The sequence below is a fragment of the Paenibacillus sinopodophylli genome, from assembly GCF_005930355.1.
GTDB classification, from domain to species: Bacteria; Bacillota; Bacilli; order Paenibacillales; family Paenibacillaceae; genus Pristimantibacillus; species Pristimantibacillus sinopodophylli.
In genome coordinates this window covers 211,773-238,046 of the sequence record NZ_VDBO01000006.1, presented here as the reverse complement: position 1 = coordinate 238,046, position 26,274 = coordinate 211,773, and the positions used below count along the sequence as shown (strand labels likewise).

Below are 26,274 nucleotides of genomic sequence, written 5' to 3'. Positions count from 1 at the left end.
CTGTCCCATATAGAGTAGGATGTCGTACGGTTTATTGTTTGGAGCAAAAAAAAAACGGTCGAGATTTTATCTCGCCGGCTGATTGTGTTTGTATTCATATATCTCCTTTTAACTCAAACCGTAATATCAACCCTTATTTATAGCTATTGTGAAAATAAAAATACCATTCTCATGTGTCAAAGTTAAAGTTCCCCCATGAAGATTAATAATATTTCTAGATATAGCGAGCCCTAATCCACTCCCTTTCTGAATGCCATCGTTATTCCGTGAATCATCAACCTTATAAAAACGATCAAATATTTTTTCTTCCTGTTCTTTTGTAATAGGATGGCTTTTATTTTCAATATCAATGTAAATACGATCCTGATCGGACCGCAATAATACTTCAATCTTTCCCGGTTTAATGGAATAGTTAAGTGCATTCATCAACAAATTATCGATTGCCCGAGCGATCTTACCACTATCCAGAAATGCCATAACAGGGGAGTGGCCTGTTTTTCTAATGACATGAATGCCGTTTTCTTGAGCAAGCGGCTCAAATTCAAACAGCATTTGCTCCAGAAGCTGCTGAACATCAATCTGTTTCAATTCTAATTGGATGTCAGCACTTATGAGGCGGGTATACTCAAATAAATGATTGATTAGCTTTTTTAAATGAAGGGCTTTGTTGTAGGTGTTTTGTAAGAACCGTTTATATTCATCTTTGTTTTGAAAGGATTCGCTTTTTAACAATTCTAAGTAACCAATAATACTCGTAAGTGGGGTACGTAAATCGTGGGAAACACCTGTGATCAGTTCCATTTTGGAACTTTCAAGTTTGCGTTCCTTTTCGATTTGCTGCTGCAGCTGCTCCGTCATTAAATTAATGTTAGTCGCAACCCGGCCAAGCTCATCTTTTCGGATGACGGGAACTCGATAGTGCAAATTTCCCTCTGCGATGGTTTGAAGCCCGTCTGCCAAATCAACAATGTATTTAATTATACGGCGGGTCAGTGAATAGAACGAAAAAATGAAGGTGATAACAAAAGTAACTGGAGCCAGATTAAATAAATATTGACCCTCTTGATATTCATTAACAAGCAAAAAGGCACCATAGTTTACACCTATAAAACTTAAACATCCAAATACAAAACTGAAAATGAAAGCCGAAAAAAATGAAAAACGAATGCTTTTTCTAGCATTTTTGAAATGGAGCAACTTAATTTTCAATTTTGTATCCTACCCCCCAAACGGTTTTAATATATCGTGGTTCACGGGGGATATCCTCAATCTTTTCTCGCAAATTGCGAATATGTACCATGACCGTATTATCTGAATACCCGAAAGGTTCATCCCATACATTCTCGTAAATTTTTTGTGCGCTGAAGACTTTCCCAGGATAGCTCGAAAGCAGCTCCAAGATAGAAAACTCACGCGGTGTCAACGAAATCTCTTTCCCTTTCACTGTTACGACATGTTTTTCTTTGTCGATTACAAGGTCTTGTATGTGAACTTGGGTGCCGTTCGTTTCTTTCTCATTCAATAATTGCCGCCGCAGCTGAGCTTTAACTCTAGCCAGCAACTCTAGCGGATTAAACGGTTTCGTAACATAATCGTCGGCACCAGTCGTAAGACCTGTAATTTTATCCAGATCTCCTTCTTTTGCCGAAAGCATAATAATGGGAACTGTGTATAGCTCCCTGATTTTTAAGCAAGCCCGAATCCCATCCATTCGCGGCATCATTACATCTAGAATAATGAGGTGGACGGAATTTGACTGTAAAACCTCTAAAGCCTCTAAACCATCAATAGCCTCTAGTACTTGGTACCCTTCGTTGCGTAAATAAACATGTATGACATCACGGATTTCTGAATCGTCATCAACGACAAGAACAGTAATCATTATCTCTGCTCCTTATTTGTATGGGGATCATGGCATGCAACAAGTTGATGCCACCTTCTATTCTAGCACTAATCTCGACAACAACACTTCATTAACTACAATGCGATTCGAAAGGCACTACACAATTGAACGACTCCGCCGATTATCCATCTCGCCATCATCCCTTTTGCGGCAAACATAAACAAAGGCTGGCGGAATATTGAATGGCACTAAATCTATTTTTTCAATAACAAAATGATCTAATAAATGCTTTTTCATTTGAAGTGAATATTGAAAAGCTACCAAATAACCTCCTGGTTTTAATGCATTGGTAATTTGGTGCAATAATGTTTCTCTTACTTCATTTTCAAAAGTGAAGAAGGGTAATCCGCTAATAATGCAATCCAATTGATCAATTCCATGCTGATTCATGATGCTATTCATATTACAAGCATTTGAATGGCAAATAAACTGGGGGTAGCTTTCTTTCAAGTTCCTCCTCATTATGTCATCCAGCTCAAACAGGAACACTTTACTAGCGTTATCGATTTGTGGCTGAATAAAACGAGTGATAGCTCCTGTTCCCGAACCAAGCTCAGCAATTGCATGTACTTCTCTCCATGACACAGCTTGTATCATTTTTCTCGCTAAAAATCTAGAGCTAGGGATAATACTCCCAATTTGCTTTGGATTTTGAATAAACTTTCGTAAAAACATGAGCTGTTGATTGGATATCACTACTTATCCCTCATTTTCATCCTATATTTTCTTCTTATTCTGGCTGGTTTATACCGTTAAGATCAGCTAGGGATAAGCTTTGCCTTCAGTTTGATTGTGACAACAACAAATGCGGCACCGACAATAGCAATTGCAATCCATTTAAGGTCGATTAACGCCAGCAACTTTAAAATATAATCTCCAAGGAAGCTTCCAAGCGCAAAAATCGTTGCGGACCAAACCATCGCGCTGGAATAGGTGATTAAAGCAAACTTCCTGTATGGGACACCACTAAAACCAACGATGATGGGCATCATATACCGAATAACTGGAAATAAGATTCCAAGGCACATTGCCCTATTTCCGTTTCGTTGAAAAAGAGCCTCTGCTTTCTGGAAATAATGGTTTTTATGAAATTTCATTCTGAATTTACCCCCAAGAAATTTGCCTGAGAAATATCCCAAAGTGATTGCTGTAAGTAACCCAGAGAGGATCGCGAAATATACAATCCACGGATTTAGAGCGCCATTAATACTCCACATACTTCCGCTGAGAATCAAAATCTCATTAGGAATGGGAATGCCAAATGGACCGAGGCAGAGTGCTAGAAAAAAAACTAGATATCCATATTGATTAATTAATTGAATGAGAGTGTCGCTGATCATGTTTTATCCCCCTATGAACTTCAGTAAGGCTATTTTAATATAAAAAACTTAGGAGCTTATGGGGATATTTCTAAAGAAATTCTGAAGGATTACAAATTCATCGAACCAGAAATTTACGCAAACTAAAGAGACTATTAACAGTGGCTCTACTAGTCTTAAGGTGAAGGATAGCGATTCCAATACTATAGGGAGTTGTTTCTCATTCATGATACGAGGGTATGGAGCTCGCTTTGAAATACATGGAGCGTGTGCTTCCCCTATGTCGTTTAGCTATTGGGGAGAGCATACATCTGGAGGCGTTCGTCGAAGATAAGCAGATCGTGTTCAGCTGTGATGGGAAGAAGGACAACTCATTTCCTCCCTCTACTCGCATTACTGGAAAATGCTGACGCGACAAAAAACCGCCGAATCACTTCGGCGGCGTGGGTTAAACATTTACATGATGTCGTCCAATCGGTACGATTAGCGGAGAACCGGATACAGGATCGCTGATTACCGTACATTCGAGTCCAAAAACATCCTTGATCAAATCGCTTGAGATGACCTTGGACGGCTCACCTTCCGCTATCAGCGTACCTTCACGGAGCGCAAAAATATAGTCGGCATAGCGAGCAGATAAGTTAATATCGTGAAGAACCATAACAATCGTCGTTCCGTGCTTTCGGTTCAGATCTGTGAGCAAATCCAAAATCTCAACTTGATAAGTAATATCCAGGAATGTCGTTGGTTCGTCAAGAAACAAAATGTCGGTCTGCTGTGCCAACGCCATAGCGATCCATACGCGCTGGCGTTGACCGCCCGACAGCTCATCAATGTTATGATTGGCCAGTTCCGTTATTTTCATAATTTCCATTGCTTCTGCAACGGCCTCATAATCCTTCTTGGTCCATCCGCCGAGCCAGGTTTGATGAGGGAATCGGCCGCGACCGATTAGATCGGCTACACTGATTCCTTCTGGCACGATGGGGGATTGCGGAAGCAGCCCGACAATTCTCGCTAACTGCTTCGGCGGATATTGATCAGTCGACTTGCCATCTAGCGTAATGCGGCCCGATTCCGGCTTAAGCAGTCTTGCCATAGTCTTGAGCAAAGTGGACTTTCCGCAGGCGTTAGCTCCGATAATGACGCTTATCCGATTGCTTGGAATGGAGAGGCTTACTCCATGAACAACTCTTCTATGTTCGTAGCCCGAGACTACATGTTCTGCCTGGAACTGATGCTTCGGCTTCATGTTAGAAATCTCCCTTTCGATTCATTCGGATGAGCAGATAGATCAAATATGGCGCTCCGAGAATTCCGGTAATAACACCCACGGGGAATTTAGTCTCAAAGGCAAATTGCCCGATTAAATCTGAGGCCAGAACCAAGATGACACCGACAAGACCACCAGGAACTGCTGTGGAGTAGCCTATACCGACCAATCTACTCGCGATCGGTCCTGCCAGAAAGGCCACAAAAGCGATTGGTCCTGTTGTAGCAGTAGCGACCGCAATCATGCAGACGGTGCCAAGAATTAACGCAATTCGAGTTTTGTCCGTATGGACACCCAGTGAAGTGGCGGCTTGTTCGCCTAACTCAAGCATGCTCAGATGCTTACCTAGCAAAATAATGATAGGCGTGCATAGAACCACCGTGATGATAAGCGGCGGAAGCTCCTCCATCTGTGCACCGTTGAGACTACCGCTTAGCCAACGATAGGCCTTGCTAATATCATACTCAGAGCTAATTCGCAGCAGATATGCAATCACAGATCCGAGCATGGCATCGAGACCAATACCAATTAGAATCAATCGCCCGAGTGAAAAGGATTTTCTTATCGATAACAAATATAGAACAGTGACCGTAGCCAATCCAGCAATGACGGAGGCAATGAAGATCACGAATTCGTTCGAATGGAGAATCACGATACAAAAGACAGCCGCCACACTGGAACCGGAAGTAATGCCCAAAACGTTCGGGTTCGCGAGCGGGTTGCGAAGCATGGTCTGGAAGACACTCCCGGCTAGTCCGAAGGCGAAACCAGCGAACAGTCCTGCCAGCATTCTTGGCAGTCGAATCGTTTCAATGGCAAACGATGCCCCTTTAATCTGCTCTCCCGTCAGAACTCGGACAATCTGTTCTACTGTATAAATGGTGTTGCCCAAATAGAGCATTAGGCCGCAAAGCACCAAAGAAATAATGGAAAGAATGGTCGTAATCAGTACATATCTACGCCGTCTCTTACGTCTGCCCGACATAATGGTATTTATCGTAGTATTCATCATAAGGTTCGCACTTTCGATTTCATGGCTAATAGAATTAGGATCGGTGCGCCTACGAAGGCGGTGACGACAGCCACCTCAAGTTCCCCGGGTCTTCCGAGGATTCGTCCTATGACGTCTGATACCGTTAATACGATTGCGCCTGCCAGCGCCGACATCGGAATGAGGTAACGCTGGTCAGGCCCGATCATTAACCGAATGAGATGAGTCGCCAATAGTCCTACGAAGCCGATTGGTCCTGCAAGTGCGGTTATTGTACCACACAACACAACAGCAGCGAACGACGCAATTAACCGAAGAACACCCGTCCGAACGCCTAAGCCCGTCGCCGTCTCGTCCCCAAGCGCCAACGCATTCAATGCGGGGGCAGTCAGAAAGGCGATTAGAATAGCAATTAGAAGAAAAGGGGAGAAGGTTGCGATATCGCTCCAGCTAGATCCCCCTACGCTTCCTACCTGCCAACGACGGACTTGATCCAAGACGTTAGAGCGTGGAATCATAATAGCACTCACAAGCGAAGATAGGGCTGCACTCGTTGCCGCCCCTGCCAACACCAGCTTAATAGGTGTTGGTCCTCCTCGTCCGAGTGAGCCGACACCTAGCACGAATACTGCGGTAATCGCTGCTCCTATGCAAGCCATTAGAATAAACTCGTTCGCTGTTCCAATGTTAAAGAATGCGATTCCGCCAACAACAAACAAGGATGCGCCTGTGTTCACTCCGAGAATGCTCGGATCGGCAATCGGATTGCGGGTGACAGCTTGCATCAATGCACCCGCGATTCCGAGTGCACCTCCGCATAGGAGACTAAATACAGTGCGGGTCATTCTCTGTTTAATGACATCGGAATCATAAGAATCCGCGGACGTGTTAAACAACACGTCCATCAATTCTTTAAATCCAATGATTCGTGAACCGAATGCCAGCGATGCGAGAACACATAAGCCGAGAGCAAGCAGGCAGAGAATCAACACGATCGTGAAATGCTTCGGCGTGGGCGATCCATATGGCTTTTCGTTAAGAGACAAAGATTTACTCATTGATTTTCTTCGCGGCTTCTCCGATCAAACCCAAATATTCATCGAGTGTGTATGCAATCGATAGCGGATTTGGGTTGCCCGCAGCCGCAAGCGGTGTGTTGTCCTCAATTAATACGACGGAGCCTCGTGCGATCGCCGGAACTTTGCTAAGCAGAGGATCTGCTTGTAGCTTACTAAGCAGCTCGGCATTTCCATAAGCAATGATGATGTCTGTATCATTAAGCGCATCAGCGTTCTCTGCGCTTAGCTGTAAATAGAAGCTATCCGTAACCAGACTTGCTAGTCCAGCTGGGAATGGCATGCCTAGCTCGATCAAGAAGTCGCCACGAGGATCTCCTGGGGCATAAATCGAGAGCTGCGACAGATCGGTAGGGCTGATAAATGCAAATGCGGCCTTTTTGCCTTGAAGTTCCGGATAAGCGGCAACCTTCTCCTTGATCAGGTTCTCGGTATCCTTGACAAGTTGTTCACCTTCCGCCTGCATGCCCATACCAATGGAATCATTCAGAACCTGCTCGCGCCAGCTGGCTACCCATGGGGCAGTTTGATAAGCGACGACCGGTGCAATCTTGGACAATGTATTGTATTCTTCCTGAGTAATACCGGAGTATGCAGCTAGAATAACGTCAGGACTAGCATCAGAAATTGCCTCAAAGTCAAGACCGTCTGTATCCTTAAATAAATTAGGCTCCGTCACGCCGAGCTCTTCGAGCTTCTTCTTCGTCCATGGCAATAGTCTAGAACCATCTTGAACACCATAGTTAGCTTCGGAGAAGCCGACTGGCACTACGCCAAGGGCAAGAGCAATATCATGGTTCGCCCACGATATGGTCGCGACGCGTTCTGGTTTCGCTTCAATAACCGTTTCGCCCAGCGCATGCTTAATTGTAAGCGGATATTGAGTTGTGGATGCTTCCGAAGCCGGTGCTTCACTCGCTTCATTGCTCGCACTCGGGGAGGCAGTAGGTGATGCAGTGGTATTCGTATTTCCATTGCTGTTGTTAGCTCCACAGCCAGCAAGTAAGATCACAAGCGCAAGTGAGGATAGCAGTGTTGACATTGTTAATTTCTTTCTAGTTTTCATTTTAGACCCGTCCTTATTCATAAATTTTATTGATAATGATTATCAATCTCTCGAGAATTATATAACCTAGGTTCATCTCTGTCAATATACTAAACTAGATTCATTGGAGATTAGGGAATAAAATATGAGCTATTCCTTACTTTATACAAAATTTTCTTGCATTTCTATTTCCCCGACCGTAAAAAAGCCGCAAATCCATTGGATTTGCGGCTTTTTTACGGTCGGGAGGTGAGGTCTCGCTTCGATTGCGTCCTCCATTGTACGAGTAAAGCGCAGCATCATTGCTGGAGCAGCCAACGGTGAGCCTCTATAAACAACGGCCCCCATGTGGATTCGTGATGAGTTCCATCCGGAATGACGTCGAATCGAATTCGATCCTCCGTTACCCCAGCTGCAATAAGCGTTTGTCGAACCAACGCAACATGTTCATAGGCAAGCTTATTGAAATCGGCCTTTTCGGTCTCGAGTTCTCCAATGCTCAAATATATTCGCAGCGCAGGAGACAAAACCGACTGCTGAATAAGTTGATTGATCGCGCCATTGTCATGCCACATCACAAATGAAATGCCGCTCACTCGGCCAAACAGATTTGGGTAGCGAATAGCGGCATAAAGCGAAATATACGCACCAAACGAGCTGCCGCCAATTATGGTATTCTCCGCTTCAGGAAGCGTCCGGTAGCTACTGTCGATGTATGGCTTGAGCGTTTCCGCGAGGAACGAGACGTACGCATCGCCTTTACCTCCGAAACCATACTCCGCATTTATCGTGAAATTATACTCATTGTTGCGCTGGTCGCCTCCATGATCAATGGCAACCACGATAACCTCGAGCGCTGGTTCATTAATCCCTGCTTGCTCGAGCGTCTCATCAACGCCCCACTCACTTCCCCAAGAGGTCGCTTGATTAAACACATTTTGCCCATCATGCATATAGAGGACGGGATAATGGCGAGTTCCTTCGTTATAGCCTCTTGGCAAGTAAATCCACACTCTACGCTCCGTCTGCAGCTGCGGAATCGGGAACGCTTCGATTATCCTTACATCACCGGTAATGGTATGCATCTTATCGTCAGACAGAACTTCACTCCACGGCAACGCCGTATGATTCGTCATAATTGACTCTCCTAGTCATTTGTTTACTAGAATCGTAACGTGCTGTCCAGCAGAAATCAATACAAAATAATACGGAAGTCTCTAAATCAGATTCTAAAATGAAAAGCTAATTCGTTCTTCTAGAGGTTAAAGGCGTTATAATCTCCGTCCTTGCTCGAATAATGACCGCATCCTTTTTACGGGATGTACGAATTGTCACTTCCTCTCCTACCCATTCCTGTACAGGAGCGAGTGACCAATCTGAGAATTGATCCGTGACAACAACTGCCAAATGTGGAATACCATCATTCATTTCAATACCCGCTTTAATCCACTGGTCGGAACCTTTCAACAGCATAATTCCCGCCTGATCGTACAGCTCAGTGAAGGAATCGAGCTTGAAGGATACCTCCATTGCATACTCATCCTTCCAATCTGCGAGCAGGGCATGGCCGTTGCTATGCACAAAATCATACAACGTTTTTTCCCAGTAGTCACTGCCTTTACTGGCCTCAACGATTAGCTTTCCGTCGTTCTCTACGGCGGATACGCATGTTTCACTCCTCCTAGCCATAAGAATGCCCGTAAATTTTATTGGAACAATTGCGGATACAAGGCAAGCACTCCTCCAGCGAGACCCTGCTGTACATTCCTGCTTGTATCATCAGCTACAATCTCGTAGAGTTTCGATTCGATTCCATCGATAGCGATTTTGGCGATATCCTTCGGGGAAGACTTAGGAGCTTGGATGCCTGCTGTCATATCTGTATCCATGAACGCAACATGCAATCCAGCAAGCTTAATATTTTTGGGAGCTAATTCTAAGCGTAATGCATTTGTTATTCCCCATTGAGCGGATTTTGCAGCGGAATAAGCACCTGAGTCACCGATACTGAACCAAGATAAGGCCGACAGGATATTTAGTATTGAGCCTCCTCCATTTTTTTCAATAACAGGCGCGAAACCGCGAATCATAGAAAGTGTACCGAAAACATGAGTATCGAACTCCAAATGAATATCTTCTAGATCACCTGAGAGAAGAGAAGCGCCCGTAGCTGTACCTGCATTATTGATCAGAAGGGTCGCATCCTTAGCAACTTCAACCGCCGCCATAACGGATTTCGGATCTGTAATATCAAGCTGAAGTGGAATAGCACCAGGCAAATTAATGGATTCGGGGTTTCTTGCACCAGCGTACACTTTAGCTCCCCTAGCTAGAAGCTCAAGAGCCAATTCCTTGCCTAAACCTCGATTAGAACCACTGATTATTGCAACTTGTTTAGAAATATCCATTTTAATTACTCCCTTGGTTTTTAGAATTATCGTTCTTAAATTATTACATCTAAAACGTGCCTATTATGATTATGAATCATTGACCAGACATCATATCGTTAACATGATTTACAAGAACACTCTCGTTCGGGCCCGGATTATTACGATACATTTTTGCTGACTCGACCAAAACCTCATCCGTATCTGTACCAAGTACATTCATTGTTTCTTCAATGAAGGCTGCAAGTGGCATTGCATTCGGATCGTAATTGATCATTTGCGTCTGAACCAACGGCGGTGCAATTTCCAGCACTTTCACTGAGGTGTCTTTCAACATGTAGCGTTGTGTCAGTGTATAGGAATGAAGCCCTGCTTTCGTCGCTGAATATACAGCCCCCTGTGCCACTGGTACGAAACCGAGTATCGAAGTAGTATTAATAATATAAGCATCTTCTTTGGATTTCAAATGACCCTGTAGTGCAGCCGTCATACGGATCGGACCCAGTAAGTTTGTAGTAACTGTCTGGACCAATATATCTTCGTCTACCAACCCCGACGGGTCTTCGGGGGTATAAATACCAGCGTTATTAAACAACACATTAAGATCTGGATATTGTTTAATTAATTGCTGGGCGACGGCATTTATACTTGCAGGGTCCTGTATATTCAGCACTACTGCTGCCATCCCGGGATTTGCTCGGATGGTATCCTCCAGGCGCTCTTTACTCCGTCCTGAAATAATTACCTTATTTCCAAGTTTGTGTAATGCCTCTGCTAAACCCCGTCCAATTCCCGAACCGCCGCCTGTAATAAAAATTGTATTTCCTGATAATTTCATTATAAATCCTCCTTATTTCATCACTAACCAGTCGACAGATTCTTCCAGAGAATCGAAACTTTTAGTGGCGTAGCTTCCTGTAAGTGTAGAATCTAACTTTTTTAAAATAGATCTAGCTACTGCCTTTTCTGGTGTAATTAAAGCCAGATATTTCAGCCCCGCTTCTTCTGCCTTTGGAAACCATACATCAGAGAACCATTGCTGATCCGCACCTGTTATGGCTGAGAATTTCAAAGTATTTGCGATTGCCTTGGAAGATTTTTTTGCAATCAATAACTCTAAACTTTTGTTTAATGGAACCTGGTATTTATCACGTGTTGCGAACCGTTTCCATTCTAAAACAACGGTTTTTATCTCTTCGTTCCAAGAGACTAGAGCCTCGGGAGATTCGTAATAAAGCAATTCATTTACCTCCATTCTTGTTGCAAATCTGTTTCCAAAAACGAGCCATACAAGCCAAAGCCCGCGTTATTGACCAGATAATCGACGGCGATTCCATCCTTTTTTAGCTCCGCATAAATTTCTTCTGCCACGCCAGGTATCGAAACATCCTTCGCGAACACCTTGGTTTGAACACCGTATTTTTTTAGTATTCTTTTTCCAGCTCAACAAGCTTAGACTCATTTCTTGCTATGAGAACCATGTTGTGTCCATCTTTGGCAAAACGATCAGCCAGCTCTTTTCCAATCCACCGGATGCACCAGTAATAAGTGCCGTTTTATTCAACTTACATCCACCTCAATTAATCATGATTAGTTTGTGAAAGAATCATGATTAGCTACATTGAAATTTTATTAATTAGGAGGATTACCTTTTGCAAGTAACAACCCCACTTATCAGGAATGATCGTTCTAAATAAAGTAAAAAAAAACGATGCTTATGCAACAATTTCATTGATACCCTACCGATTATATTTCCTCCCGCAACTAATGTAACATATCGGGAACGATCAGTAAAGAAAAACATTGCTAATTTTTTTGCGACAAATATTAGAACGCTTCAAATCAACCTCCTAATTTGAGCGCCCTCATCTGCAATGCCGATATACTGGGAAAACTTCTTAAATCACTACTCCAAAAGTTTTAGCGACACCTTCACAATCCGATATAATTTTTGTTTGTCAATTGAGGTTCTTGCCATTGCTCTTATTCCAACTGATATATTATGCAAGTACTCTGCCATTTCCTTGGCATTATGCTCAGATGAGATTTCGCCATCACGCTGGCCCCAGACAATAATCTGCTCGAACATCTGCTCTGCTACTGAGAACGATTCAATAGACCTTGCATCTACAACAGTATCACGTGCGGCAAGCTCCACCGCTGAATTCACGATTAAGCAGCCAGACGGCATGTCCTCCGTTTCGTTGATCATAAAATCGAAAACTTTATGCAGTGCCTCCGCTGCAGTATTTGAAGCTTTGACTTCTCCCAGTAATGTAACGTTAACCTTGCCGCAATATCGATCCATAGCCTGCAGATACAGTGAATGTTTATCGTCAAATGTATCATATATACTTCTGCGATGAATTCCCATATGGTCAACTAGGTCACTCATCGATGTCTTCTCGTAACCTTGCTCCCAGAAGAGCTTCATCGCTTTATCCAATACTTCGTTCACTTCAAATTCTTTACTTCTAGCCATTTTAATTCCCCCCTACAAATTAATGTATCATATCGGGAACGATCAGTAAATAAAACGACTAACGCGCTCTTCCCAGTGGGATAACGAGTGGGTATGAGAAATCAGATCAGCAATAATTTTGCAAGGCAGACCAATGATGGGCAATGTCGAGGAAGGACGTCGGTTCGTCGAGCAGCAACCGTGAACGCTCAAAATGAAATTTGTGAAACTTCGAGGCGACATGGATCAAGCTTGACGATGCCTGCTTGTAAAAGCTATTATAGATCATTAAAAGCTTTTATTAAGGCAGGTGGTTAAACATGAAGTACTCAAAGGCTACAAATTACGCTCTGCATACAATGCTCTTCCTTGTTGCAGCCGGACAGAGTAAACCAGTTGGCGTGCAGCAGCTGGCAGAGCAGCAAAACCTATCTCCCACCTATCTATCCAAAATACTAACGAAACTGGTCAAGGCTGGAATGATTGAATCGGCTTCCGGTGCCAATGGCGGCTATCGATTAAAACGAAATTGGGAAAATATCTCGTTCCTTGACATTATTCACGCTATTGAAGGAGCAGCCTCCTTATTCGATTGCAGCTTAGATCACGGGCCGCAATGCGCTATTCAACAAGTCGTTCTCGCAGCAGAAGCCCAGATGGAACAGCATTTGAGAAATCAGACTATGGCTGAGCTAGTCCAAAGAAAAAAGATCATATTCTGAATATGATCTTTTTTCTACTTCCCACATTTCCGACTAATCCTGCCCATGCAGAAGCTTCTTTAACGTATAGGAGGGGATATTTCAGCATTAATATCACGGATAATAACAGCTGCATCCCTCGTCAAATGCTGCTCAGGAGCCCCTTTCAACTTCAGAGCGTGCAGAGCACTAATCCGCTTACGCAAGCCCTCGTCTGACGTGACGTAAATTTCATATGCGGGATATTGACCTTTCAAGGCTGCATATACCTGCTTCTCGATAATAAATCTCTTCCCACGATCATTAACAGTTAGAGCAACGAAGGCATCCTTCTTCAGTAATACAACTTGCACTTTATCCACACCTGTAACGCCATCCGCCCGATTCTCCAGCTGCTTGGCACTTTGTGCAGTTCCCATATCTTGGCTGCGCATAAGCCTCGTATCCAATTGCTTCATTTCATTTCCTGCTTGAATATCCATTTGTTTCATACTGCCATGTTGTCCGCATGCTGTCAGTGAGCAGCAGATCGCAATCGTAAATAAAGATAATGTTGCCGGCTTGAACCAGTTTGACATGCCAAAGCACCTCCTGCTTATTACTTATAAGGTTTGCTATTGGCGGCAAATCATACATATAAGAAGAAACATCTGACGGCGTCCTTACTATAAACGCCATCGTTTCTGCGAAACGTATAGAGAAAGGATGAGCAGAACCTTATACTTTCCTATGCGTCAAGGTACAACGCTCCGTCTCTTGGCGGCTCGACACGTTTCATTCCGAGGAACATAGAGAGTGCATAGCCTAAGAAATGCTTTCCTATATTTCAAAAAAGAACAGTTGACCGCAGCAGAACTAGGCGGCTAACTGTTCTTTTTATCGATGTTTTCTCATCTGTTAATCCTCAACATTTCTTACATCAACCGACACATGCAGCACTTGCTCGCCCGTGCCTCTATAAACACCCTTAACCGGTACGATATCCTTATAGTCCCGTCCATGACCAAGCTTCACATAACGCTCGCCAACCGGGTCAACGTTCGTCGGATCAAAGCTGCACCAGCCAAGTCCAGGAACGAAGGCTTCAACCCACGCATGCGAAGCCTGCTCGAAATCTGCACTCCCGCCCTGCAAATCGCCCACGAAGTGATAGCCGCTCACATAACGCGAAGGAATGTTATAAGCCCTGCAGCTTGCAATCATCAAATGCGCAAAGTCTTGGCAAACCCCCCGTTTGCTAATAAACATATCTGAGGTTTTCGTTTTGACATCCGTAGCTTCAGGATCATAAATAAATTCCGTTCTTATCTTGGTAGACAATGCGTTCAACCAATCGAGCACGCTGGAGGAGCCAAACTCATCGGTATCTGTTATCTCGCTCGCGAACTGCTCAACCTCGATCGTCGCAGCCGTATACTCTGTCGTAAGCAGAAACTCCGTAAATCGATTGGCTGCATCTTCTGTCCGGAGCCAGCTCCACGCTTGCTCTGGTGATCGTTTGCTTAAGTATTGGGCTCTCTCCTCCGAGCTTGGCGCCTGCTTCGTCACGACCGTCATATTCGTTCGAATAGTCAGCCTTTTATGCGGCGCATTCACAGAAAAGGCATGCACTCGATTTCCGAAGTAATCCTCGTACGTAAATAAAGACGCATTCGGCTCGATGGATATTGCCTGCTGATAGCAGGACTGCCGCTCATTCGTGCTTGGCGTGAGTCTAATCTCATTGACACTGTCCGTTACGGCTTCCATATATTCGTATTGCGTCACATGTGAAATACTCAGCTTCATGCGCTTGCCTCCCCCATGCGAAAAAAGGTTTTGGCGAATGACATGCCTAGCTGCTGGCTGGCATCCAGCAAGTGGGCAACGATTGCTCCGCTCCGATCAACAACCATATCCTCACGCTCCAAGCATGCCAAATCAGCTTTTACCTTACCGACCTGCCGAATAACACGCTCATGTGCTGTGCGCAGCTGTTTATCCTGCAGTTCAATTTTCCGCATATGATCATCAAGCGTATGGAGTGAAAAGTGGAGAGAACGCGGAAACGCTGCATTCAGCACGACGAATTCCACAATCGTCTCAACAGATATACCATCTGCATAATAACGCCTGAAAGCTTGATACCCGCTCACAGAACGCAGTACAGCCTGCAAGTACGGATAAGCGCTTGAGCTGTTCCAGCTCTCGCCGCTTGCTGCGTTGCCAATCGCTTTGATGATCCGCAGCGTATTCTCTGAGCGTTCCAGATATCGCCCGCATTCGATGAAATGCCATTCGTTCTCCCGCGGCATGACCGATTGGCTAACCCCTTGGAACAAGGCCGTCCACTCCTTGATTCGGCAGAAAAACAGATGGGGAGACTCGCGCAGCAAATCATCAGGCTGCTTCTCGCGCAGCCACAAATAGAAGGCGTTCGTTGCATCCCACATCTCACTCGGCACCTTCTCGCGCAATGTACGCAGATTGCCCCTCGCATGACTTACGCAAGAAACCAACGAATTCGCATTATCGCGATCAAGCGTCGTATAGAACAGCACATCGCGTTCATTATAGTTGTTGTATTGCTGCTCATACGCCTCTCTGCTTCCCAAGGCATCGACAATTCTGGCCCATTTCAAATAAGGCTCCACCGTGTCGCCTGCTTGCTTGTCTTCTGACTCTAATGAGGCTTCCTCACCATGAAGATGGTAGTGGACATCAATTAGTCTTGCATGATTCTCAGCCCGCTCCATATAACGGCCAATCCAAAATAATGCCTCCGCATTCCGATTCAGCATCGCATTCCCTCCATTTTTCTATCGATTAAGAACCCACGTATCCTTGACGCCGCCGCCTTGTGAAGAATTAACAACGAGTGAGCCTTCTGTCATGGCCACACGTGTCAAGCCTCCCGGAATAACATGTGTTTCCTCACCCATTAATGCAAAAGCACGCAAATCAATATGGCGCGGAGTCATGCCGCCTTCTACCATAACTGGTGCGCGCGAGAGCTTCATCGTCGTCTGTGCGATATATCGCTCAGGCTCGCGTTTGATTGCTTCCGCGAATGCTTGAATTTCTTTGGGCGTTGCACTTGGCCCGATCAGCATGCCATATCCTCCCGATAGTGAGGTTTCCTTCACAACAAGCTGTTCCAAATGCTCAAGCACATATTCCCGTTCTTCCTTGCGAGAGAGAATATAGGTCGGAACGTTCTGCAGAATAGGCTCCTCGCCCAAATAATAACGAATCATATCCGGCACGTAGGCGTATACCGCTTTGTCGTCCGCTACTCCCGTACCCGGCGCGTTCGCGATGGCAACATTTCCCGCCCGATAGGCATTCATTAGGCCGGGAACGCCTAGAAAGGAATCAGGCTGAAAGGCAAGTGGATCTAGGAAATCATCATCAATCCGTCGGTAAATGACATCCACCTGACGGAGTCCACGCAGGTCTCGCAAATAAATTTTGTGGTCTTTGTAGACAAGATCTCTACCTTCAACGAGGTGAATGCCCATTTGCTGTGCTAGGAAGGTGTGCTCGTAATATGCGGAATTATAGGCGCCTGGCGTCAGCAGCACAATTAATGGATCCCGTTTACCGTTTGGAGATAATGCGCGAAGCGAGCTTAAGAAGCAGTTCAAGCTGCGGTCGATACTTTGTACGGAGCTAGATAAATACAAATCATGAAAAAGCTCATTCATCAGCGTTCTGCCTTTAAACAGGTAAGAAAAACCGGAAGGCGACCGTAAATTATCCTCCAGCACATAATAACGGCCTTTTTCATCACGGATCAAATCAATGCCCGATGCTGTAATATATACACCACCTGGAACATGTAGACCAGCCATTTCCGGCCGAAAATACGTATTCGAAACAATCATTCGCCGAGGAATAATGCCATCCGATACGATTTTCTGTCCATGGTAGACATCATGAAGGAATGCGTTCAAAGCCTGTATCCGCTGCTTGACGCCGCGATCAACAACATCCCATTCATGCTTAGGTATAACCCTAGGAATATAATCGAATGGAATCGTACGCTCTAACGGCTCATTCTGGGCACCGCTATAAAGCGTGAACGTTATGCCCTCCTCCATCATTCTTTGATTAATTGCCTTCTGCCGGACTGCGAGCTCTGCGGGCTTCATTCTGCCGAACAGCCTGTGCACCGTGTCATAGTGGGCACGTACGGAGAAGTCCTTCTCGAACATTTCATCGTAAAAGGTTTGAGCATCGTAATATTGCGATTGCGACTGTTTGGCCGTCGACATGACAACCGCCTCCTTCATGATGGGCGCTGCACCAATTTGGTACAAGCTAGGTAAACATTCGATCAATCTTGTTATATTTATGTCAAAAAACTTAACATTTATAACCGAATTGCATCTTAATGTTAGGATTATCATACTAAAATCTGAAAATTGTGTCAACTTATATAACGCGAAAGCAGGAACCCTCGGTGGAGAGAATTCCTGCTTTTTCTAAGCTGCGTATTATTCTAGGATTTGTTTAATTGCTGAAGATCCTTCGTGACCTTATCGACCATATGGACGAATGAGGCAAGCTCCTGCGACCTTGCCGCTTGGTTGCGCGCTTCAACCGAAGTTTGCTCCGATTCATGCCGTACGGCGGAGAGCTTCTTGTCAATCTCTTCAAGCTTTGACTGTATCCCTTCAAGCGCATTGCGCGACGAGGTGGCAAGTTTGCGCACTTCATTCGCAACAACCTCGAACCCCCGTCCATGATCACCTGCTCTAGCCGCTTCGATTGCGGCGTTAAGACCAAGCAAATGGGTTTGATCCGATAAGCCGCGAATTAACGTGCCCATCTCATTAATGCCGTCCAGTTCCTCGCGAAGCTCCCCTAATAATGTATGCGTCTTATCCTGGGATTGCGAGGTCGAAATTGCAGTTGCTGCAATGGATTGCGCACCCTCGTCCAATTCGAGCATAAGCGCTGCCAGCTCTTGAACGGCACTCGTTACAGTAGTCAGCATCATCGAGCGGTTGTCCGCAAGTTCTTGAACTCTATGCTGCTCATGCTGATTATAGGCCTCCAACACGAATTGCGAGTCTAGATTAAATAACTTCGTAAGCGCATGCACAACTTCCTGCCAGCTGTCTGGAAGAACTCGACTAATCACATTTGTGGAAATATCCAAATATGTCATATACGCGCCCAAATACCAATCGGTCGTCAAGCCGATTCGTGAATGAACGGCACCTATCGTTATACGGTTATCAATATACGCTTGATCGATTACCCCGTCAGTTAGCGACATATAATACGAGCGCTGCGTTTCCTTGAGACGGTCCATCGTGCTGAATTTCGAAATAAGAGCGACCAAATCCGGCTGCTTGCCTACGCTTTCATAAAACCGATCAACAACTTCATCGACAATCTTTTGAAAAATAGGCCTATGCGATGCGAGATGATTAAGATCCCACTCCGTAATGCCTGTGTAATCTAGCTGATTTTGACGTTCTGCCGATAATTTAATCAAATAACCCGACTCCTTCGGTGTATAGTCCATCACTATCACCTATTATATCGGAAAACATACAAGAAATAGTATGGACGCGATAATTTCTTTTTAAACCTCATTTTCGTACAGAAAAGCCGATAGACAGTTGTCTATCAGCTTCTCTCAGGCTGAGGCTGCGGCCATTCGCTTAGCGATTCAATAAACTTCCTACATAACGCAGCAATTCATTCGAGCATACCGGGCAGTATCCATGATCGTCCATTAATCGTTTCGTTACTTCATTAATACGTTTCAATTGGCTTTCATCCGGTGTTTTGGTAGAGGTCGTAATCTTGACGATGTCCTTCAGATCCGCGAACAGCTTCTTCTCTACAGCCTCGCGCAATCGTTCGTGGCTCGTGAAGTCAAATTTTTTGCCTTTCCGTGAATAGGAGGATATACGTATTAATATTTCTTCACGGAACGCTTTTTTCGCATTTTCCGACACGCCGATCTGCTCCTCGATGGAACGCATGAGCCGCTCGTCTGGATCCATTTCCTCGCCCGTGAGCGGATCCTTAATTTTGGCCCAGTTGCAGTACGACTCAATATTGTCGAGATAATTCTCAAACAAGGTGCGCGCCGACTCCTCATAGGAATAGACGAACGCTTTCTGAATTTCCTTCTTGGCAAGAAGGTCGTATTCCTTACGCGCAACCGAGATGAAATTTAAGTACCGCTCGCGTTCTTCCTTCGTAATAGAAGGATGACTGTCCAGCCCTTCCTTGAGAGCACGCAATACGTCAAGCGCGTTAATGCATTGTGTATCCTGCTTGATTAGCGCACTGGATATCCGGTTAATGACGTAGCGCGGATCAATACCTGTCATACCTTCCTCCAAGTACTCATTCTGCATCTCCTTCAAATCGGCTTCCTTGAAGCCCTCTACTTCCTCCCCGTCGTACATTCGCATTTTTTTGACCAAATCCATGCCCTGCTTCTTCGTTTCTTTAAGCCTCGTCAGAATAGAGAAGATCGCGGCTGAACGAAGCGCATGCGGCGCAATATGGATATGACGCATATCGCTCTGTGCAATTAGCTTCTTATAAATTTTCTCTTCATCCGATACCCTGAGGTTATAGGGAACCGGCATAACGATCATCCTGGAGTGAAGTGCTTCATTTTTCTTGTTGCTTATGAACGATTTATACTCCGATTCATTCGTGTGGGCAATGATTAATTCGTCCGCGCTGATGAGCGCGAAGCGGCCTGCCTTGAAGTTGCCCTCCTGCGTCAGCGAGAGCAGGTTCCACAGAAATTTCTCATCGCATTTGAGCATCTCTTGGAATTCCATCAACCCTCGATTCGCCTTATTAAGCTCACCGTCGAATCGGTACGCACGCGGATCAGACTCGGAGCCGAATTCCGTAATCGTCGAGAAGTCGATGCTTCCGGTTAGATCAGCAATATCCTGTGACTTCGGATCAGATGGGCTGAATGTGCCGATGCCGACGCGATTATCCTCTGAAATAAATACACGCTCGACAAACACGTTTTCAATATCGCCGTTGTATTCCGTTTGCAGCCTCATTTGGCAAGATGGGCATAGATTGCCTTCTATTCGAACGCCAAGCTCCTTCTCAATATCTATGCGAAGCTCATGGGGGATCAGATGCAGCGGATCTTCATGCATCGGGCACCCTTTAATCGCATACACAGCACCACGCTCTGTTCGGGAGAAGCGCTCGAGTCCTTTTTTGAGCATCGTTACAATCGTTGACTTGCCGCCGCTGACTGGACCCATTAAGAGCAGAATCCGCTTGCGAACCTCAAGTCTGCGAGCCGATGAATGGAAATATTCCTCAACCAGCTTTTCAATTGCACGATCTAGCCCGAATATTTCTTGATCGAAAAACTTATACTGCTTGTTGCCGCTGACATCTTCCACCCCGTGAGATTCAATCATTTCATAAACGCGTGAATGTGCAGTCATGGCCGGGGACGGGTCCTTCCTCAGCAACTCAATATATCCCTTGAATGTTCCTGTCCATGCAAGCTTCTCACTCTCAGCCTGATACTCCGATATTCGCTTGAATATGTCCATACCGTGCCTCCTCCCATCGCTTCCGCATACCACTTATCATTCTACGCCCGGGATTTGTCTCTAGACGCTCTACCCTGTGGTGCCAACTTTTATTGAGATATAACAATCCTATGCTTATTCGGCTGGATAATTGCACACTATTTTTGTCCATCTTCCATCAAAAACCGACAGGCCGGCGGCTTCGTTTGTTATAATGGAACTATACATACCGATTGAAGCAACCTCGAGAGGAGAAAGTGGAATTGGCTGTCGCACGCGAGGAAGAGCTCTATATCCCTATAAAAAAGTACTATGAGCAGTTCGGATTTATCGTAAAAAGCGAGGTGCTGCACTGTGATTTGGTCGCAATCCATCCCGAACAGGGTGAAACGATAATTGTCGAAATGAAAAAAACGTTCAACCTCGCCCTGCTGCTACAAGGGGTTGAACGTCTTCGCTTGAATAGCCATGTCGTGCTTGCTATAGAACGAAATAGAAAAAAAAGCGGCGCCCATAACCAACGCTTCGGCGACCTGACAGAGCTATGCCGCATGCTTGGCTTAGGCTTGATGACAGTTACCTTCTACAAAACCAAGCCGCCAGTCATCGAGCTGCTCTGCCAGCCAGGAGATCCGCCGCAGCGTGGGATCAGACGACGGAAGCAAGCTCAGCTGCTAACGGAGTTTAAAGAGCGCAGCGGCGACTACAACGTCGGAGGAAGCACGCGTCGCAAGCTTGTTACTGCATATCGCGAGAAGGCGCTGCGGTGCGCTTATGCCCTTCAGGGGGCGGGGCCGCTTGCGCCGCGCGAAGTTGCGGCTTTAACTGGGTATAGCCGCAGCGGCGAAACCCTTCGCAACAATTATTACGGCTGGTTCGACCGCGTTGCACGCGGCAAATACAGCCTTCGCCCAGAAGGCGAGGCTGCATTAGCCGAATATAGCGAAGTTATCGCTGAATGGGCTGCAAAGGTTAGCTCCGCGCCGTAAATTCACTAAGCGCTTCTACAAAGCGCTCCACTCCCAGCTGCGTACGCGCACCTGTATTATAGGTAAAGTTAAGCCTTGCCGTATTGCGCTGTGGATTGTCTCCATAGAATGAGCTGCCAGGCACAAAGGCTACATTCTTCTGAACCGCGCAGCGAAGAAGTGCCTCTGCATCCAAGCCATCAGGCAGCTCAAGCCATAAGAACATACCGCCCTTAGGCTTCACCCAAGTGATATCCTTTAACGCTTGGCGCTTCAATAGCTCGTGCATCTCCAGCATCCTCTCACCGTAAGATTTGGATATAACGCGGATATGTCCATCTAGGTCAAAGCCTTTAAGCAGCTGGCTCAAAATTTGTTGATCGATAGCGCTTGAATGAAGATCAGCTGCCTGCTTCGCTTTCGCTACCATTCCCATCACGCTGCTATCCCCGATCGCCCAGCCTGAACGAAGTGCAGGTGCGACCGTTTTGGAGAAAGTGCTCGTATAGAATACCGCTCCGCCTTCTGCTTGACCCTCAAGCGAGAACAACGTCTGGAATTGTTCAGTCTCATCAAATTTAATATCTCCATAAGGATCATCTTCAATAATCGGCATTTCATTCTGTTTGCACAGCTCAAGCAGCTTCTTTCTTCGTTCAAGACTCCATACTCGGCCCGTAGGATTACCAAATGTAGGTACAGCATATAACAGCTTAGGACGATGTGCTTTAATTAACCGCTCAGCGTCTTCGGGTATCATTCCGTCCTCATCGCTCTCCGCAGCGATCACGTTAAGGCCATGCAAGGCAAACACTTGCAGGCTGGCCAGATAAGTAGGCTTCTCGACCAGAACGGTGTCGCCAGGCTCCGTCAGCACGCCAACGAGCAAATCAATCGCTTGCTGCGAGCCTGTTGTCAATATCATTTGATCCGGGTTTACATGCATGTTCTTGGCAGCCATGCGCTCGCACAGCTGCTCGCGAAGTGGCATATAGCCTTCAGTTAAGCCATATTGCAGCGCTCCCTTGCCCGCCGTGAATGCACGGTCGGCCGCCTCGCGGATGGCTTCAACCGGGAACAATTCCTCTGCTGGCAAGCCGCCTGCGAATGAAATCATATCCTTGCCTTGCGTCAGCTTCAATATATCTCGTACTGCTGACGATTTAAGCGATAATACTCGGGATGAAAAACGATAATTCATAACGATTGCTCCTCCTCATATGCTAAACGCTTACTACGCTTATAGTATCTATGTTAACAAGGTGTTCACAACTTTTAAAGTTTTCTTTTTTGCCCGGGTTGGTTATAATAAAGACAATATACTTGGAGGTGTCCACAGATGAACTTTATTATTGTCATGACTGTGTTTGCGTTGTTCATTACAGCGATGCTTACCAGCTCCTACAACGAAGACAAAACGTCAGGTCTATAAGCCGTTTTTGAAACTGGCCTATCACAACCGTCTGCCACTGTACCCGCATTTTGACGTGGCTGCGCATCCTTATGAAGGACAACTTCCTTCACAACAAATGAAGCTTCCCGCTTGAGCCGACGGCTCAGACTGGGAAGCTTCATTTCGTTAAGAAAGCAGTCCGCTTCGCTTATTAGCGTTGCAGAACTGCCATTTCTTCCATACATACGCCGCATACATATCGATCCTTGAAATCACGAACTTCAATCATCGATCCACAAAATACACATTTGGGGCGATAACGCTCCAAAATGATATGGTCACCTTGGACGAAAATTTCAACGGGATCGCCCTCGTTCATCAAATAACGTTTACGTAGTGATTTTGGAAGTACAATACGTCCGAGTTGGTCCACTTTTCTTACTACACCTGCTGGTTTCATCACTTTCACCTCTTCTGTGTCTGGTTTCGCAAGTCATGTTGAGAAACCTCTGCGTTATAGTCTTTCGATGGCACTTCGGCTTTTCCTTCCTATTTTCATAATTTCTTAATATCCTGCAATAAAAAAGTGTTTTCCCGCTAATAAAACCCAAAAAATGATAAATAGAGAAACTTTATTATGCAAGGCCAGGAAAATCATTTTGCCTAAGTGCTTCGTACACAATGATTGCTGCAGAATTCGATAAGTTCAACGATCGAACTTTATCTGTCATCGGCATTCGAATACAAGTTTCCTTATTCGCATCTATTAACTCCTGAGGCAGACCTTTCGTTTCCTTACCGAAAACAAAAAAATCGCCATCTCGATAATCGAATTGTGAATACGGCTTGCTTGCCTTTGTGCTGGCATAGAAAAAACGCCCCTGCGGATAAGCAGACAGCACCTCTTCAAAGGAATCATGATACTCGATATGTACCGAATGCCAATAATCCAATCCCGCGCGCTTCAATGTTCGGTCATCCGTATCGAAGCCAAGCGGTCTAACTAAATGCAGAATTGTACCGGTTGCGGCACAGGTACGTGATATGTTGCCTGTGTTAGCCGGAATTTCCGGTTCTACCAAAACAATATGAAATGGCATATCTGTCCTTCTCACCTCTCATTTTGCCTATTATACACGAAAACGAACAATATTTTTACACCCACTTTACGTACCGTTAATCTCAAGCATAATTTCCACCCTCATAATAAGAAACAGAATAGGCGGAAACACATGAAGGAGAGCTGAACCATGCGAAAAAAAATATTGGTCGTGGATGACGAGCCATCCATTTCGATGCTGATTGAATTTAATTTAAAGCTGGCAGGCTACGATGTGCGCTGCGTAGGCGATGGCGAAGCAGTATTCGATATGCTTAAGCCTTTTCGCCCGGATTTGATCGTACTAGATCTCATGCTTCCCAAAATGGACGGCATCCAAGTATGCCGCGAGCTTCGCAAGCAAAGCAATGCCGTACCTATCGTCATGCTTACTGCGCTTCAGGATGTGACAGACAAAATTGCAGGTCTCGATAACGGTGCCGATGACTATATGACCAAACCCTTTAGCCCGCAAGAGCTGGTTTCACGCATTCAAGCTATATTACGCAGAGTCCAGTCCCTTCCAGGCACTTCGGATGACACAACCTTCCATATTGGACGGTTGAAGGTTCAAGTCGAACAGCGTGAAGTATTCATCGACGGCAAACCCGTTGAGCTTACCCCTAAGGAATTCGAGCTGCTTCTATTTCTTTGCCGCCACAAGGGCAAGGTGCTTAGCCGCCAACAGCTGCTGCACGGCGTATGGGATTATCACTTCCTTGGCGATACGCGAATCGTTGACGTTCATATTAGCCATTTGCGTGACAAAATCGAGAAAAACGCACGTACACCTGAGTACATCATGACGGTTCGCAATGTAGGCTACAAGCTAGGCGGCCCTCATGTCGCTGAAAGTTCTGCTCTGCAAGCCTAAGAACTGATCACACTCCCAAACTTTCCTATAACTCAAATGAAAGCCGCTCTCTCCTGATTCAAGGAAGGAGAGAGCGGCTTTGTGCTACCTCTGCTGCTCGCCAGCAAGGGTATTCCGATTGTTAACCGTTGCGTTTCTGGAAATCAATCATAAATTGTTGAAGCGCTTGGCAGCTCTCAAGCGGTACTGCATTGTAGGTAGAAGCTCTGAGGCCGCCTACATCACGATGCCCCTTCAAACCTACGAAGCCTTCCTTCTCTGATTGTTTGACAAACAGATTCTCAAGCTCCTCGCTTTGAATCCGGAACGTAATGTTCATAAGTGAGCGGCTTTGCGGCTGCGCACATCCGCTGTAGAAACCTCCGCTTTGATCAATGGCATCATAGATCAGCTTCGTTTTGTTCTGGTTAATCAGATCCAGCTGAGCAACCCCGCCTTGACCCTTAATCCATTGCAATACAAGATTCATCATGTACACAGAGAATGAAGGCGGCGTGTTGTATAGCGAGCCCGACTTCGCATGCGTGCTGTAACGGAACATAGCAGGAATGGATTTCGAGCCATTCTCAACAAGGTCCTTACGGATAATAACAAGTGTAACGCCCGATGGTCCCAAGTTTTTCTGAGCACCTGCATAGATCACACCAAATTTGCTTACATCAACCGGTTTACTAAGAATGTCGCTCGACATGTCTGCTATAAGCGGAATGTCTCCTGTTTCTGGAAACTCCTTGAACTGCGTTCCACCGATTGTTTCATTCGAAGTAATATGCAAATAGGATGCGTTATTCGGAACTTCAATCTCGGACAAGGTCGGCATACGCATGAACTTGTCGCTTTCTGTCGATGCAGCTACAACCGTTTCTCCGACAAGCTTCGCTTCTTTCAGCGCTTTGTCCGCCCATGCTCCAGTCATAACGTAAGCACCTGGCTTGCCTGGCTGTAGAAGATTCAAGGGCAGCAAGGCAAACTGTGTGCTTGCGCCGCCTTGCAGCAATAGAACATCGTAATTGTCAGGAATTCCGAACAATTCACGAAGCAAAGATTGCGACTCATTGTTTACAGCTTCGTACAATTTGCTGCGATGAGACATCTCCATAATCGACATACCTGCACCTTGATAATCAACGAATTGCTCCTGCGCTTGCTTCAGCACCTCAAGTGGAATTGCGGCTGGTCCTGCATTGAAGTTAAATGCTCGTGTCATCTTCGGATACCCACCTCTATAGTTTCTATATGATATGGCTATGAT

At 45.5% G+C, this 26,274-nt stretch carries 27 protein-coding genes and 1 pseudogene; 3 read left to right on the top strand and 25 right to left on the bottom strand.

The window, feature by feature from the left end; all coding sequences use genetic code 11:
• Nucleotides 1–126 precede the first annotated feature (126 nt).
• The 15 genes and pseudogenes from FGT79_RS21385 to FGT79_RS21315 all read right to left on the bottom strand — a co-directional run bounded on the left by FGT79_RS21385 (nucleotide 127) and on the right by FGT79_RS21315 (nucleotide 12,476).
• Nucleotides 127–1,209 (bottom strand): sensor histidine kinase, encoded by a 1,083-nt coding sequence (locus tag FGT79_RS21385; protein WP_138754857.1) that lies wholly within the window; start codon nucleotides 1,207–1,209, stop codon nucleotides 127–129.
• Nucleotides 1,199–1,882, bottom strand: a complete 684-nt coding sequence (locus FGT79_RS21380; protein WP_138754856.1) for a response regulator transcription factor — start codon at nucleotides 1,880–1,882, stop codon at nucleotides 1,199–1,201. The genes FGT79_RS21385 and FGT79_RS21380 overlap by 11 nt, the downstream gene beginning before the upstream one ends.
• Before the next feature lie 117 nt (nucleotides 1,883–1,999).
• Nucleotides 2,000–2,578 (bottom strand): class I SAM-dependent methyltransferase, encoded by a 579-nt coding sequence (locus FGT79_RS21375; protein ID WP_425465036.1) that lies wholly within the window; start codon nucleotides 2,576–2,578, stop codon nucleotides 2,000–2,002.
• An 83-nt stretch (nucleotides 2,579–2,661) separates the two neighbouring features.
• On the bottom strand, nucleotides 2,662–3,243 hold the full coding sequence (locus tag FGT79_RS21370) for a DedA family protein (protein WP_138754854.1): 582 nt from the start codon (nucleotides 3,241–3,243) through the stop codon (nucleotides 2,662–2,664).
• A 427-nt stretch (nucleotides 3,244–3,670) separates the two neighbouring features.
• The gene (locus tag FGT79_RS21365; RefSeq protein WP_138754853.1) at nucleotides 3,671–4,474 is read right to left on the bottom strand and encodes an ABC transporter ATP-binding protein; all 804 of its coding nucleotides are present in this window, start codon (nucleotides 4,472–4,474) and stop codon (nucleotides 3,671–3,673) included.
• A gap of 1 nt (nucleotide 4,475) precedes the next feature.
• A complete protein-coding gene (locus FGT79_RS21360) occupies nucleotides 4,476–5,507 on the bottom strand; it encodes a FecCD family ABC transporter permease (RefSeq protein ID WP_138754852.1) in 1,032 nt (343 codons plus the stop codon).
• Nucleotides 5,504–6,544, bottom strand: a complete 1,041-nt coding sequence (locus FGT79_RS21355; RefSeq protein WP_138754851.1) for a FecCD family ABC transporter permease — start codon at nucleotides 6,542–6,544, stop codon at nucleotides 5,504–5,506. Before FGT79_RS21355 ends, FGT79_RS21360 begins: the two co-directional genes overlap by 4 nt.
• Nucleotides 6,537–7,628, bottom strand: coding sequence for an iron-siderophore ABC transporter substrate-binding protein (locus FGT79_RS21350; RefSeq protein ID WP_138754850.1), 1,092 nt, complete (start codon nucleotides 7,626–7,628; stop codon nucleotides 6,537–6,539). The genes FGT79_RS21355 and FGT79_RS21350 overlap by 8 nt, the downstream gene beginning before the upstream one ends.
• A gap of 278 nt (nucleotides 7,629–7,906) precedes the next feature.
• On the bottom strand, nucleotides 7,907–8,743 hold the full coding sequence (locus FGT79_RS21345; protein WP_138754849.1) for an alpha/beta hydrolase: 837 nt from the start codon (nucleotides 8,741–8,743) through the stop codon (nucleotides 7,907–7,909).
• 142 nt (nucleotides 8,744–8,885) lie between these two features.
• A pseudogene (locus FGT79_RS21340) lies at nucleotides 8,886–9,296 on the bottom strand (DUF1349 domain-containing protein); the annotation flags it as partial.
• Between the two features lie 17 nt (nucleotides 9,297–9,313).
• Nucleotides 9,314–10,015 (bottom strand): SDR family oxidoreductase, encoded by a 702-nt coding sequence (locus tag FGT79_RS21335; RefSeq protein ID WP_138754847.1) that lies wholly within the window; start codon nucleotides 10,013–10,015, stop codon nucleotides 9,314–9,316.
• A 76-nt stretch (nucleotides 10,016–10,091) separates the two neighbouring features.
• On the bottom strand, nucleotides 10,092–10,832 hold the full coding sequence (locus FGT79_RS21330; protein WP_138754846.1) for an SDR family oxidoreductase: 741 nt from the start codon (nucleotides 10,830–10,832) through the stop codon (nucleotides 10,092–10,094).
• Nucleotides 10,833–10,844: 12 nt separating this feature from the next.
• A complete protein-coding gene (locus FGT79_RS21325) occupies nucleotides 10,845–11,234 on the bottom strand; it encodes a hypothetical protein (protein WP_138754845.1) in 390 nt (129 codons plus the stop codon).
• 5 nt (nucleotides 11,235–11,239) lie between these two features.
• The gene (locus FGT79_RS32290) at nucleotides 11,240–11,365 is read right to left on the bottom strand and encodes a hypothetical protein (RefSeq protein ID WP_281286001.1); all 126 of its coding nucleotides are present in this window, start codon (nucleotides 11,363–11,365) and stop codon (nucleotides 11,240–11,242) included.
• Between the two features lie 535 nt (nucleotides 11,366–11,900).
• Nucleotides 11,901–12,476: a TetR/AcrR family transcriptional regulator gene (locus FGT79_RS21315; protein WP_138754844.1), complete on the bottom strand. Its 576-nt coding sequence runs from the start codon at nucleotides 12,474–12,476 to the stop codon at nucleotides 11,901–11,903.
• 299 nt (nucleotides 12,477–12,775) lie between these two features.
• Here FGT79_RS21315 and FGT79_RS21310 point away from each other — a divergent pair, with 299 nt between their 5' ends.
• Nucleotides 12,776–13,177 (top strand): Rrf2 family transcriptional regulator, encoded by a 402-nt coding sequence (locus FGT79_RS21310; protein WP_138754843.1) that lies wholly within the window; start codon nucleotides 12,776–12,778, stop codon nucleotides 13,175–13,177.
• Between the two features lie 59 nt (nucleotides 13,178–13,236).
• Here FGT79_RS21310 and FGT79_RS21305 read toward each other — a convergent pair whose 3' ends face one another.
• The 6 genes from FGT79_RS21305 to FGT79_RS21280 form a co-directional block, all read right to left on the bottom strand.
• Nucleotides 13,237–13,734: a YhcN/YlaJ family sporulation lipoprotein gene (locus tag FGT79_RS21305; protein ID WP_138754842.1), complete on the bottom strand. Its 498-nt coding sequence runs from the start codon at nucleotides 13,732–13,734 to the stop codon at nucleotides 13,237–13,239.
• 319 nt (nucleotides 13,735–14,053) lie between these two features.
• Entirely contained in the window at nucleotides 14,054–14,944 is an 891-nt protein-coding gene (locus tag FGT79_RS21300) for a transglutaminase family protein (RefSeq protein ID WP_138754841.1), read from the bottom strand.
• Nucleotides 14,941–15,936: an alpha-E domain-containing protein gene (locus FGT79_RS21295; protein WP_138754840.1), complete on the bottom strand. Its 996-nt coding sequence runs from the start codon at nucleotides 15,934–15,936 to the stop codon at nucleotides 14,941–14,943. The genes FGT79_RS21300 and FGT79_RS21295 overlap by 4 nt, the downstream gene beginning before the upstream one ends.
• An 18-nt stretch (nucleotides 15,937–15,954) precedes the next feature.
• Nucleotides 15,955–17,412, bottom strand: a complete 1,458-nt coding sequence (locus FGT79_RS21290; RefSeq protein ID WP_138754839.1) for a circularly permuted type 2 ATP-grasp protein — start codon at nucleotides 17,410–17,412, stop codon at nucleotides 15,955–15,957.
• 227 nt (nucleotides 17,413–17,639) lie between these two features.
• Nucleotides 17,640–18,644, bottom strand: coding sequence for a globin-coupled sensor protein (locus FGT79_RS21285; RefSeq protein WP_138754838.1), 1,005 nt, complete (start codon nucleotides 18,642–18,644; stop codon nucleotides 17,640–17,642).
• Between the two features lie 169 nt (nucleotides 18,645–18,813).
• Nucleotides 18,814–20,709: a PrkA family serine protein kinase gene (locus FGT79_RS21280; RefSeq protein ID WP_138754837.1), complete on the bottom strand. Its 1,896-nt coding sequence runs from the start codon at nucleotides 20,707–20,709 to the stop codon at nucleotides 18,814–18,816.
• 242 nt (nucleotides 20,710–20,951) lie between these two features.
• Here FGT79_RS21280 and FGT79_RS21275 point away from each other — a divergent pair, with 242 nt between their 5' ends.
• Complete coding sequence (locus FGT79_RS21275; protein ID WP_138754836.1) at nucleotides 20,952–21,677, top strand: DUF2161 family putative PD-(D/E)XK-type phosphodiesterase; 726 nt, start codon at nucleotides 20,952–20,954, stop codon at nucleotides 21,675–21,677.
• Here FGT79_RS21275 and FGT79_RS21270 read toward each other — a convergent pair.
• The 3 genes from FGT79_RS21270 to trmL form a co-directional block, all read right to left on the bottom strand.
• Nucleotides 21,661–22,857: an aminotransferase-like domain-containing protein gene (locus FGT79_RS21270; RefSeq protein ID WP_138754835.1), complete on the bottom strand. Its 1,197-nt coding sequence runs from the start codon at nucleotides 22,855–22,857 to the stop codon at nucleotides 21,661–21,663. The genes FGT79_RS21275 and FGT79_RS21270 overlap by 17 nt on opposite strands.
• Before the next feature lie 403 nt (nucleotides 22,858–23,260).
• Entirely contained in the window at nucleotides 23,261–23,509 is a 249-nt protein-coding gene (locus FGT79_RS21265) for an AbrB/MazE/SpoVT family DNA-binding domain-containing protein (protein ID WP_138754884.1), read from the bottom strand.
• A gap of 175 nt (nucleotides 23,510–23,684) precedes the next feature.
• On the bottom strand, nucleotides 23,685–24,149 hold the full coding sequence (gene trmL, locus FGT79_RS21260) for a tRNA (uridine(34)/cytosine(34)/5-carboxymethylaminomethyluridine(34)-2'-O)-methyltransferase TrmL (RefSeq protein WP_138754834.1): 465 nt from the start codon (nucleotides 24,147–24,149) through the stop codon (nucleotides 23,685–23,687).
• A 150-nt stretch (nucleotides 24,150–24,299) separates the two neighbouring features.
• On the opposite strand from trmL, the gene FGT79_RS21255 reads away from it, so the two are divergent.
• The gene (locus FGT79_RS21255; protein WP_138754833.1) at nucleotides 24,300–25,022 is read left to right on the top strand and encodes a response regulator transcription factor; all 723 of its coding nucleotides are present in this window, start codon (nucleotides 24,300–24,302) and stop codon (nucleotides 25,020–25,022) included.
• A 121-nt stretch (nucleotides 25,023–25,143) separates the two neighbouring features.
• On the opposite strand, the gene serC is transcribed toward FGT79_RS21255, so the two are convergent.
• Nucleotides 25,144–26,229, bottom strand: a complete 1,086-nt coding sequence (serC, locus tag FGT79_RS21250; RefSeq protein ID WP_138754832.1) for a 3-phosphoserine/phosphohydroxythreonine transaminase — start codon at nucleotides 26,227–26,229, stop codon at nucleotides 25,144–25,146.
• Nucleotides 26,230–26,274 lie beyond the last annotated feature (45 nt).